The 11,519-nt window shown below is 60.5% G+C and carries 10 protein-coding genes; 7 read left to right on the forward strand and 3 right to left on the reverse strand.

Features of this window, described 5'->3' with window-relative positions; genetic code table 11:
• The first annotated feature begins 9 nt into the window (after positions 1-9).
• The 3 genes from GGQ68_RS22475 (at position 10) to GGQ68_RS22485 (ending at position 2,329) form a co-directional block, all read left to right on the forward strand.
• Positions 10-1,137 (forward strand): zinc-dependent alcohol dehydrogenase family protein, encoded by a 1,128-nt coding sequence (locus tag GGQ68_RS22475; protein WP_183969996.1) that lies wholly within the window; start codon positions 10-12, stop codon positions 1,135-1,137.
• Positions 1,138-1,387: 250 nt separating this feature from the next.
• Complete coding sequence (locus GGQ68_RS22480; protein ID WP_183969998.1) at positions 1,388-1,567, forward strand: hypothetical protein; 180 nt, start codon at positions 1,388-1,390, stop codon at positions 1,565-1,567.
• Between the two features lie 333 nt (positions 1,568-1,900).
• Positions 1,901-2,329, forward strand: a complete 429-nt coding sequence (locus GGQ68_RS22485; RefSeq protein ID WP_183970000.1) for a phasin family protein — start codon at positions 1,901-1,903, stop codon at positions 2,327-2,329.
• A 268-nt stretch (positions 2,330-2,597) separates the two neighbouring features.
• On the opposite strand, the gene GGQ68_RS22490 is transcribed toward GGQ68_RS22485, so the two are convergent.
• Both GGQ68_RS22490 and GGQ68_RS22495 read right to left on the reverse strand, forming a co-directional pair.
• Complete coding sequence (locus GGQ68_RS22490) at positions 2,598-5,969, reverse strand: DUF4114 domain-containing protein (protein WP_183970002.1); 3,372 nt, start codon at positions 5,967-5,969, stop codon at positions 2,598-2,600.
• A gap of 32 nt (positions 5,970-6,001) precedes the next feature.
• The gene (locus GGQ68_RS22495) at positions 6,002-6,631 is read right to left on the reverse strand and encodes a hypothetical protein (RefSeq protein WP_183970004.1); all 630 of its coding nucleotides are present in this window, start codon (positions 6,629-6,631) and stop codon (positions 6,002-6,004) included.
• Positions 6,632-7,143: 512 nt separating this feature from the next.
• Here GGQ68_RS22495 and GGQ68_RS22500 point away from each other — a divergent pair.
• Complete coding sequence (locus tag GGQ68_RS22500) at positions 7,144-8,538, forward strand: MATE family efflux transporter (protein WP_183970005.1); 1,395 nt, start codon at positions 7,144-7,146, stop codon at positions 8,536-8,538.
• The gene (locus GGQ68_RS22505) at positions 8,538-8,963 is read left to right on the forward strand and encodes a glyoxalase superfamily protein (RefSeq protein WP_183970007.1); all 426 of its coding nucleotides are present in this window, start codon (positions 8,538-8,540) and stop codon (positions 8,961-8,963) included. The genes GGQ68_RS22500 and GGQ68_RS22505 overlap by 1 nt, the downstream gene beginning before the upstream one ends.
• Before the next feature lie 89 nt (positions 8,964-9,052).
• Here GGQ68_RS22505 and GGQ68_RS22510 read toward each other — a convergent pair whose 3' ends face one another.
• The gene (locus GGQ68_RS22510; protein ID WP_183970008.1) at positions 9,053-9,778 is read right to left on the reverse strand and encodes a FadR/GntR family transcriptional regulator; all 726 of its coding nucleotides are present in this window, start codon (positions 9,776-9,778) and stop codon (positions 9,053-9,055) included.
• A 194-nt stretch (positions 9,779-9,972) separates the two neighbouring features.
• On the opposite strand from GGQ68_RS22510, the gene GGQ68_RS22515 reads away from it, so the two are divergent.
• Together GGQ68_RS22515 and GGQ68_RS22520 are read left to right on the forward strand one after the other, a co-directional pair.
• Complete coding sequence (locus GGQ68_RS22515) at positions 9,973-11,121, forward strand: enolase C-terminal domain-like protein (RefSeq protein WP_183970010.1); 1,149 nt, start codon at positions 9,973-9,975, stop codon at positions 11,119-11,121.
• The coding region (locus GGQ68_RS22520; protein WP_246429508.1) for a GDSL-type esterase/lipase family protein at positions 11,118-11,519 on the forward strand (402 nt) is incomplete at its 3' end. The genes GGQ68_RS22515 and GGQ68_RS22520, both read left to right, overlap by 4 nt.

Below are 11,519 nucleotides of genomic sequence, written 5' to 3' on the forward strand. Positions count from 1 at the left end.
CCAACCGGCATGAAGACCCGCATCGCCCTGCTGCGTGAAATGAAGCTGCCCCGGCCCTACACGGACTCGAAACCTCTGAGCATTGTCGAGGCGGAGCTGGAGGACCCCGGCCCCGGCGAACTGCGTATCAAGATCGCGGCGGCCGGCTTGTGTCATTCCGACCTGTCGGTGATCAACGGTGATCGGCCCCGTGACCTGCCGCTTGCCCTCGGGCACGAAGCGTCGGGCGTGGTGGACGGGGTCGGCGAGGGCGTCACCCGTTTTGCCAAGGGCGATCACGTGGTGCTGGTCTTTGCGCCATCGTGCGGCCAGTGCACGCCTTGTGCCGAAGGCCGTCCGGCGTTGTGCGAACCGGCGGCCGTGGCGGGCGGCAAGGGCACGCTGTTGTCCGGGGCCAAGCGCATCCATCTGGATGGCGAGGTGATTGACCACCATGTCGGGGTGTCGTGTTTTTCCGATTACGTGGTGATTGATCAGGGCAGTTGCGTCGCCATCGACAAGTCCATCCCGCTGGAAAAGGCCGCGCTGCTGGGCTGCGCTGTTCTGACGGGGGCGGGGGCGGTGCTGAACACCGCCAACCTCAGGACGGGGCAAAGCTGCGCAATCGTCGGTCTGGGCGGCGTCGGTTTGGCCGGGCTGCTGGCGGCGATCGCGGCCAGTGCCTATCCGCTCATCGCTGTGGATCTGGCCAAGGACAAGCGCGACTTTGCGCTGGAATTGGGCGCCACCCATGCCATCGACCCGTCCGCAGAGGGCGCGCTTGAACAGCTCAGGGAATTGACCGGCGGCGGCTGTGACGTGGCCGTCGAACTGGCAGGCTCTGCCCGGGCGCTGCGGTTTGCCTATGATTGCCTGAAACGTGGTGGCACCGCCGTCACGGGCGGTCTGCCACATCCCGATGACATGCTGTCCATCCCCGCGACATCCCTCACGGTCAGCGAAAAGACCCTGCGCGGATCGTATGTCGGGTCCTGTGTCCCCAAGCGCGACGTGCCGCGCTTTGCCCGGCTGATGCAGGCCGGTGAAATGCCGATTGAAAAGCTGATGACGCACCGGATCACTCTGGACGAGATCAACGAAGGGTTCGAACGTCTGGCAGCCGGCGAGGCGATCCGCCAGGTGATTGTCTTCGACTGACCACTGTCCGCGTGACGTCTGTGTCTGACCAACCCCGGGCGGCCTTGGCAAAGCTGTTCGGGATTGTTTTCAAACTGTCACGCCAGTGAATTCCAAACCGGTGTTTCGGCGGCGTAGTTGCCCAAGTGCAGACAGCATATGACCGCCGGCAATCATCTGGTGAATATAACATAATTAACCTTATTAGAAGTGCTGGTGCACGCGGCAGCAGCCCTGACCCGAGGAATACGTCCTGCGGCCTTACACCTGCATGGTCGGCTGGCTCTGTCCCGGCGTGTTCGAGGATTTCTTTCACTCTCTGGGCGAACCGACAGAGCTGCGAGGCTATCCGCAGACGCCGGGAGCCTTCCGGTTCGATCGCGTCATGGACCGCATCGACGCGTTCGACATGGTGCCGCTCGACGGACCGGCGCCGGAGCACACGCGATGAACGGCGCGCAGCCTGCGCTGATCTCACTCGCTGCGGCCATCATCTATTGGCCATGAGGCCAGACCGTAAGCAACCTCCCTGTTTGTGACCTTCGGCTTCTGCGAGAAAAGCCGGGGGTCGCTGGGTAATTCCCTTCTACAACCAAGGCCCGGCTGCGCCGATGCGGTGAGCAGTCTCCCGCGCGCCCAGAGTCCCTTCTGGAGGTACTGGTCCAAACGGCGCGAAAAATTTTACGCTGCACTGCGGCATCGTGGGGTTGAAATGCTGCGGTGCAGCAATAGATGGAGTGTAGAATTGAACGAGACACGAAACACTCCCGAAAGGAGACCCGACATGGCCAAGCAGAACACACAATCCGCTGCAAACGACATTCAGAACCTGTTCAACGCACAGGGCGTTCAGGATGCCTTCAAAACGTGGGCGACCATGAATGAGCGCATGGCGACGATCTTCGTCGACGCCGGTACTCGGGCCACTGACATCGCCAGCGACACCACGAAGGAAGCGCTTTGGAACATGCGCGAGCTGACGCAAACTCGCGACGATGTCTCCGAGTATGGCAACGCCTACACCGATTTCATGAAAAAGCAGACAGAACTGCTCCAGCGCGCCGTGCAGAGCTATTCGGCCGAAACTCAGAAAGTCGGCAGCGAAGCCGCTGAGTTGACCTCCAAGGCGGGCGAAGAGATCAGCTCAAAGGTGACCACCGCCGCAGAAGGCGCAGCCCAGAAGGTTCAGTCGGCGGCCAAAAAAGCAGCCTGAAGCCGCACGTCGCAGAAATCGAAAGATGTTACTCGGCGGGTCCTGCAAAGGGCTCGCCGTTCTTGTTGGAGAGACAACAGCTGAATTTGGTCAGACTTAATCGCCTCGTCTGGCGTTTGTCATGTGACGTCCATAAACGGGCGGCCTTGGCGGCGGCGCTGTTGATCCGTCCGGGTCTGCACCTGACCCGCGCGACCGACCCTAAACAAGCGAAATGGCTCTCGGATGAGAGCCATCCCATTCTTTCGGCAGTCAACCGCACCTCGTATCAGGCAACATCCACGTAGAGGAGAACGTCCTGGAAGTCGTCGTCACTGCGTCCATTGCGCAGCAGATCTTCGAAGCCGATGATCAAGGCACCCTCATCATCGTCAGAGACCCCGGACATGACGTGCTCCATCCCATCGGGATTCAGGTCGGCATCGTGCGAGAAAAACACGTTGACCCCGCTGAGGACCGTGCCCTGGCTGGCAAGATCAAAGCCACCTGCTCCGTTGTCGACGAACTCGAAGCTGTCAGCCGTGAACTCGGCCTCGCTGATACGCCGCGCACCGTCCTGAACGAGGAAGAAACCGATGTCGTTGTCGGGATCGCTCACGGTGATGTCGATCGGCGCGGTGGCGGTCTTTGCATTGGTGGCCAGGATCGTGACATTGACCAATTGTCCGGTCGGGTCGATTTCATAGTAACCGACCGTGTTGCTGAAGCCCGCTGCGGCATTGGCCGCGAAGGTCACAGACATGTCAGTGATGTTGAACCCATTCAGGAAGTCAGCGTTCACGATACCATTGATCTCGCTCGCGCCGACAGCTCTGCCCTCCGCAAGTGGGGCCAGGAAGCTATGGAAACTGACGTCGGTGCCATCTTCGAGGCGCGCCGCCATGAAGTCGCCACCGCTCAGCCCGGTGCCGATCGTCAACGAGCCTTCAAACGCGCCGTCGCCGTCGCTGTCAATCTGGAGGACGCCGGTCAGCGCATCGTACAGCAGGCCTTCACGGACGAGGCTTGCACCACGGAACTTGAGCGCGTCTTCATGCGTGAAGTCGGTGATGGTGTCGCCCAGCAGTTCCGCCAGAGTGCCCAGTACCTTGTCGAAACCATCCCCCAAGGTGATCAAGTCGACACCGGCGCCGGGATCGATGCTGTCGTCGCCAGAGCCGCCGTCGATCTCATCCGCGCCAGTGCCGCCGCTGAGGGTGTCGGCGCCTCCGCCACCCTCGACCGTGTCGTCATCGGCACCCCCGTCGAGCAGATCATCACCCTCGCCACCGCGGAGGGTATCAGACCCACGGCTGCCGGCGTATATGTCATTTCCCGGGGTGCCCTCGAAAAGGTTGTCGTCCGCGTCACCCAAAAGGGCACCGGGAGAGGTCAGTTCCAGCAACGCCTCGCGCACCGAGTCCCCGATGTCGGTGGAGCTGCTGGAAATCGGCACCACGCTGCTGCGACGGAAGGCGGACGATATGCCTTCGTAGAAGCTTTCGGCACCGCTTGTGACGGCGAAAATCGGGGCAACATTGCCGATACCGAACTGGCTGGCCAGGGTTTCGAGAAACAGCTCTGAGCCGCTGTCCGGCAGTGACGGGACGTAGCCGTACTCTTCGGTTCCGTCGACCGGGGTTTCGCCCACTTCGTCGCCCCAGTGGACCTCGTGGTCATCGGCCACGTCTTCCCCGGCCACATCCGCGGCAGCCGCCGCATCATCGCCGGCCACTACGATGCCCTCGGTTTCAAGGAAGTCCCTGATCGTGTTTTCGTCGAGCCCGTAGTCGGCGGCGCTATGCGCCGGCGCATCCGTTGCGATGAGAATGATCTTCTGAGTGTCTTCCCGCAGGTTCAGCCCCACGCCATTCGCCGCGCGCCAAAGACCGACGTACTGCGCTTCGGGCGTGTCGCCACCGCTGAGCGTGGACAACGCGGCGAGACCGGCTTCGAAATCTGCCACCGATGCCGTCAGTGGAAGGTCGGCGCGGTAAAGGTAATCGCCCGCGCTGCCGTAGGGAGATTCCGGCTTGTCAACGAAGGACGCGATGGCAAACTGGGAGTCCGGCGACGTGGCCAGAACAGAGGCCGCGATGGACCGCGCGTTCGACACGAAGTTGGCCAGATCATCGGAATAGGATCCGGACAGGTCCACGAGAAAGATGAAATCGACCGGCGGACAGCCATAGGGGCCGTCACCGGTAATGTCGATGACACCATCCGCGAATTTCAGCTTTTCGATGTTCCGCAGCGTGTCGGTCCCATCGGTGCCATCGGTGATATGCGTAACGGTAAAGACCCCCGTCGTATCATCTTTTTCGACGGTGTATTCGGCGCACAGACCGGAGAAGGCCGCGACATCGCCGGTGCCATCGCCGCCGTCGATGTCATCGTTGCCCGCACCGCCCCACATTTCGTCGTCACCGGCACCGCCAATGATGGTGTCGTCGCCGCCCGCACCGTGGATGACGTCCGCTTCGCCCTTACCGTCAAGCGTGTTGGCCACCTGGTTGCCGATCAGCACGTCTTTGCCGGAACTGCCGTCAGCGTCCTCGATGACCACGCCTTTGGCAATGGAATAACCGCCGAGATCGTAGCTCGTGGCGGAGCTGAAAACGCGCGAGAAGAACCCCCCGGCATGATATTCGGCAGAGGCGCCCATCCCGCTATCAAAGAAGTCGAGCTTGAATTCCGTCGGAAGGTCGGACGCCACGGTGGCGGAGGTGGCCAGATCGTCGATCCAGGCCTTGTCTTCGGCGTTCACCGTTGTGTCGAGCGTCGCATCGTTGAGGTTGATAAGAACCCGCATCGCGCCGGAATAGGCGATCTTGTCGCGCGCGCCGTCAGTCTGATTGTCCCAGATCGCGTAAAAGGCACGACCGATCGACACGGAGCCATCGCTGCCGTCAAGGTCGAGCGCCGTCGTGCCGGCATCTGTCAGGTTGTAGGTTGTCGCGGTGGTATTGGTGGAGGTGTCCACGCCGTACATCGCCTGGATTGCGGCAATGTCCAGCGCCATGGGCGTGACGGAATAGCCGTAAGCCTTGTTGTCATATTTGACGTCGAGGCCGCCGCGTTCGTACGACATGACAGTGTAGCGGTTGTTGTCGAGCTGATGGTCGCCGGCACCGGTGGCAGCGGAAATTGCCCAAGGCACCCCGGGCGCGCCGTGCGGATGCGACATGGCGAGGCCGTGACCGATTTCATGCAGTGAGACCCGGTTGACCGGCGCACCTGCGCCGGTCTCCGGCGTGATCGACATGCCGGTGTTTGTTGAAAACACGCCGAAGCTTTCACCGCCCGTCGACGGAAACTGCATGAAGCCGTTCAACCCGCCAGAGGGTGATTGAAGGCTGTTTGCGAAACCGAACTGGAAATTCGCATCGTCGAAGGTTGCTTCGGCCGTGAAGGACAATCCAGACACCGCGGCCCAGCCATTGAGGGCGGCCGTGAGGTGGCCCTGCATGGCAGTCGTCACGGCAACGGCGGTGCCGGTGCGACCACTGTCTGTAATTGCCGTGTTGATGGTGGTCAATTCGCCTGACCCTGCGAAAGAATAGGTCAGGTCGCCAACATCCGCCAAATTCCAGATAGGCGAGGACTCCAGCCCTTTCAAAAAAGTATTGTCGGTTGCGGTATGCGTTGTGGTGTTAGCCATAATTCAGTGCCCTATCCGATAAAATTTTGATTTTAATTACACTTTTCCAATAACGCGCTGGTTTTGCGCGCAAGTTCTTTTCGGCTGGCCGGGGTTGAAACAATGGCCTTCCGATAGCGAGCGGAAACCCAGAAAACCCTGCCGCTCAATACGGCTCCTGCTTCGAGGACGGGCTGCTGGGGTTCACTGGTTATACGTAAAATATCCTCGCCGTTTTCGCGCATGACCAACGTATCCGCTTCAGAGCGAAACACGATGTGCCGCAATAGGCTGTCAACTTCCGGCGCATAGAGGTGCACGACTTGTAGTGGCGTCATGGCGCAATCTTCATCTTCGCCACATGCTGGTGTCGTTTCCGGGTAATGCCACGGCATCAAATCCAGAAAGAAACGCTCCGAGATGGAAATTTCGGAGCCTGTCTCAAGCGCCGCCAAGGCGTCTTCGGCAGCGGCATTCTTGGGGTGGGTCCAGAATTCTTCGGCCCAGAAGCCGTCTCCGTCGCGCCCGACTGATACATGAATGTCATTGGTCTGGAAGCTCATACCCGGCAAGCATGACACGCGCGCATCATCAGCCATGCCGACGCCCGGAGTTGCGGCAAATAACGAGAGCGTCGCAAAGAGCAAAAGCAGCTTGAGAGGCAGCGCACGAATGGTTTGCATTAAAATTTGCCTTAGACATCAATAAAATCCCCTAAAATCAGGGAGAGATAAAGTGCTTCATGAACGCAAAGTAAAATAAATTTGAATCATTCTATTACCTATAGTTTACACAAGATTCTCGATGAATCAACGAAAATTATTCGCCATCCAAGGCGCTAACTTGTTAGGCTCCTTAACTATTTCTGCAGTGGAGAAGATTCGCGGTTCAGTTCCAGGGCGATCCTTTGTCCTCCTGTCATGACTGCAGAGTCGAAGATGAAAGCGCGGATCAGGATGAAACCGGGCATTGGAAGATTCGCACGCGTCATCCCCCTCTCCACACGTTGTCCGTCCCGCTTGACACCGGCAACACCCCCGCTTTAGACGGCTTGCAGGTCTTGGACACCTGCCGCCTGCAGACACCTTGTCACGGTGAAGTCCAAAGCGAAGACGATCCTCACCCTCGAAGCATTTCGTAGGTGGGCAATGCAGGCCCCCATCCCAATCGGAATGCCTCAGACGAGGAGTGTGCGATGTCGTCTCAAAACGCATCCGAGAACCGATTTTTGACGCGCCCGACCGGGCCGCTTTTTGTCGCAAATGCCGTGCCCATGCTGGTCGTCATGTTGATGAGCGGCGTGTTGACGGTGGTCGACGCCGCCTTTCTCGGGCGGTTCGTGGGGACGGATGCCCTTGCTGCGGTCAGTGTCGTTTTCCCTGCCGTCATGATCACCATTGCGCTTTCGACGCTGGTGGGAAGTGGCATGTCCAGCCTGCTCGCGCGCCATCTGGGGGCGGGCAAAACCGGCGACGCGCAGGCCGTCTTTGCACAGGCGCATGGGTTGGCGTTGTTCCTGTCGGCAGTGTCGATCGCGCTGTTCGGACTGGGCGGTGGCCTTGCGACCAGGACTTTGGCCGCGAACCAACCAGTGGTCGCGCGCATGGCCTATACCTATCTCGCGATCCTGATCGGCGCGACGCCGATACAATTGCTGCTGAGCGTCCATGCCGATGCGGGACGAAACGAAGGGCGCGCGGGCTTGATGGCGCTGTTGTCGCTTGGCGTGACCCTTGCCAACATCGTGCTGGATTACCTGCTGATTGCGCGACTGCACATGGGCGTGGCGGGGTCGGCCTGGGGGACAGCGATGGCGCAGGGGCTTGGCCTGGCGCTGTTGCTTGGGCTTCGACTGTTTGGCACGGGGCCCCTGACGCTCCCAGGCCTTTTGCGGGCGCGCTGGATCGGCGGATGGCGGGCCATCACGACGCTTGGCGCACCTGTCAGCCTGAGCTTTGTCGGAATCGCCCTGGTGTCGGCCACCGTCATCACAACCCTGCGCCTCTCGGCTGGACCCGGATATGTTGACAGTATCGCCGCCTATGGGATCGTGACGCGGATGTTCAGCTTTGCGTTTATGCCGATGATGGCGATAGCCCTAGCAACGCAGGCCATCGTGGGCAACAACGTGGGCGCGAGGCTCTATCACCGCTCGGATGCGGTGCTGCGCCTCGCGCTGATCGTTGCTTTTGTCTATTGCGGAACGGTCGAAGCGGCCATGTTGCTGGGCCAGCCATGGATCGGCCCCGCCTTCGTATCAGAGACGGCGGTCATTGCCGGCGTCGGAAATGTCTTGCACAAAATGGCCGCGCTATACCTCTTTACCGGCCCGGTTCTGGTGCTCGCCATGTATTTTCAAGCCATCGGACGGCCTGCGGTGACGGCTGCCCTGACGCTGGCAAAGCCCTTCCTGCTGAGCCCGCTTCTGATCGCCACCTTGGGGCTTGCCTTGGGTGAGGGCGCGATGTGGTATGCTTTCCCGATCGCAGATGGGATCGTGGCTGCGATCGCGCTCTGGATCGTTGCCAGCAGTCGGTCGCACAGCACTCCAACCAGCGGCTTCGGCCTGACCTTTCAAAAGGACACGTGATGTCACTGAAATCACTGCATACTGCCAAGGCCCAAGCGCGTGCTCTGCGCGAAGGGCTTGCGACGCAGGGAACGGCAATAAGCCATTCCCAAGCATTGGAGCTGGTGGCCCGTCAAAACGGCGCACGGGACTGGAACACCTTGCAGGCCAGATTGGCCAAGGCAGAGCCGGCCCCGCTACAGATTGATGCCGAGGTCCGCGGTCAATATCTGGGTCAGGACTTTACCGGACGGATCGTGGGTCTGACCAGGGTCGGCCGGCATTTTCAGGTTTCGCTTCAGCTGAATGCCCCGGTCGACGTCGTGCAGTTCGAGAGCTTTTCAAGCTTGCGCCATCACATCAGGGGCACCATCGGAGCCGACGGGAAATCACCGCAAAAGACATCCAACGGGGCACCACATCTGGTCATCACCCTTCCGAATTGATTGCGACCGGAGCCAAGGATGCGCGCCGCTGAACGGGCAAAATCAAGGGTGCAAGCCCCGCATCACAATGCGCTGCGGGCGCAATATCGTCAGCGATAGGACGTCCGCAGCAAAGAGCGATAGCGGTCAAGACCGCCTTCCAGGTGGGCCTTCATGGCGGCCTCGGCGGCGTCGGGGTCGCCGTTGATGATCGCGTCAATGATGCGGTTGTGTTCTGCCACCAGATCCGGGTTCGGCACGTAGGCGCGCGCTGGCCCGTTGCCTGCCTCCAGTTCAACCCGAGGCACCAACCCAGAGCGGATCAGCGACAGAAACTCGGGAAACCTTTTGTTTTGAGAGGCTTCGGCAATAGCGTAGTGAAAGGCAAAGTCCGCCTCGCGGGTCGATACGCCGGTGTCAAAGCACTTCGAGAGATCCTCCTGCGCCCGCACGATCTTGTCGATCTGTGCGCCGGAGCGTCTTAACGCGGCGAGCGCAGCGGACCGGATTTCAAACGCGGAGCGCAACTCGAACAGCTCGATGACACCGGACAGCCGCTCTGTATCAAGATCGGCAAAGGGCTTTTGCTGCACTTTGACAGGGTCCAGCGCGTAGACGCCTGATCCTTTGCGCGCTTCCACCAGCCCCTCGGTGCGCAACTGCGCGAAAGCCTCCCGCACCACGGTACGGCTCACAGAGTGCTGGCGGGTCAGTTCTGCTTCGCTGGGCAAACGATCCCCGGGCTTGACCTGTCCCGACACAATTCTGGACCGCAGATCCTCTGCGATCAGGGCGACACGGGTGCGCACAGGTGTGGAGGTCGTCGTGTTGGGCAAAGGGAACAGCTTTCTTCTTATCCTACAGATTTCATGAATAGCGGCTTTTAGGCCCTGCCGTCCAGCCGCCATGCCCCACCATATGGCGGAAAACCACCCCATACCGGTTGACGGATCGCGAAAATCTGTATTACAAGCTGTCATACAGAAATAACAACGGCACAGTTTCGTGCCGTAATACGAGGACCGCAAACGTGATCATCACTGATGTCTCTGCACGAGTGTTCAAGCACACGACACGACGCCACTCGGACAGTGCAGGCCATGCTCATCCCGGCGATCCGCATCAAGTGTTGCAAGGCATTCTGACGATCCGTACGGAAGACGGCCACGAAGGCCACAGCTTTGCCCCGCCAGAGGTCATGCGCCCGCATGTGCTGGACAAATTCGTCCGCAAGGTTCTGATCGGACAGGACCACCGCGACCGGGAACGCCTGTGGCAGGATCTGGCCCATTGGCAGCGTGGATCGGCGGCGCAGCTGACCGACCGCACGCTGGCCGTAGTGGACTGTGCGCTATGGGATCTGGCCGGGCGCAGCCTGAACCAGCCAGTTTACAAGCTGATTGGCGGCTATCGTGACAAGGTGCGGGCCTATGGCTCCATCATGTGCGGCGACGAGATTGAAAACGGTCTTGCCACGCCCGAAGATTATGCTCGCTTTGCGGAAACGCTTGTGGCGCGCGGCTACAAGGGGATCAAATTGCACACATGGATGCCCCCGGTCAGCTGGGCGCCGGATGTGCGTATGGACCTGAAGGCCTGCGCCGCCGTGCGCGAGGCGGTCGGCCCCGACATCAGCCTGATGATCGACGCCTTCCACTGGTATTCACGCACCGAAGCGCTGGAGCTGGGGCGCGGACTGGAAAAGCTCGGGTTCGACTGGATCGAAGAGCCGATGGACGAACAATCCATGTCCTCCTATCGCTGGTTGTCAGACAACTTGGACATTCCTGTCATCGGACCCGAAAGCGCTGCGGGCAAACATTGGCATCGCGCCGAATGGATCACCTCCGGCGCCTGCGATATCCTGCGCACCGGCGTCAACGATGTGGGCGGCATCACGCCCGCGCTCAAGACACTGCATCTGGCCGAAGCCTTTGGCATGCACTGCGAGGTGCACGGCAACACGGCGATGAACCTTCAGGTCGTGGCAGCGGTCAAGAACTGCCGTTGGTACGAACGCGGGCTGCTGCATCCGTTCCTCGAATACGATGATGGCTTCGACTACCTGAAATCTCTGTCCGACCCTATGGATGCGGACGGTTTCGTGCATGTCCCTGACCGGCCCGGTCTTGGCGAAGACATCGACTTCGACTTCATCATGGAGAACCTGGTGCCATGAAGACGATCCTCGCCTACGGCGACTCTCTCACATGGGGGCACGATCCTGTTGACGGTGGCCGCCATCCGCATGAGGCGCGCTGGCCCTACGTGCTGCGCGCGGAACTGGGGGATGTGGAAGTGATCTCCGACGGGCTGTGCGGGCGCAACACGGCGTTCGACGATCACGCCGGGAATGCCGATCGCAATGCCACCCGTACCTTGCCTGTTGCGCTGGCGGCGCAGGCCCCTCTGGATCTGGTGATCCTGATGCTGGGCACCAACGATCTGAAGCCCGCGACCTGCGGCGTGGCCAGCGGATCAGAGAAAGGGATGCAGCGGCTGATCCGCATCGTTCAGACCTTTCCTTTCGATAAACCACGCTGTGAGATCCCCAGGATTCTGGTCGTGGCCCCGCCG

Origin of the sequence: Sagittula marina, assembly GCF_014196795.1 — a bacterium.
Classification (GTDB): domain Bacteria; phylum Pseudomonadota; class Alphaproteobacteria; order Rhodobacterales; family Rhodobacteraceae; genus Sagittula; species Sagittula marina.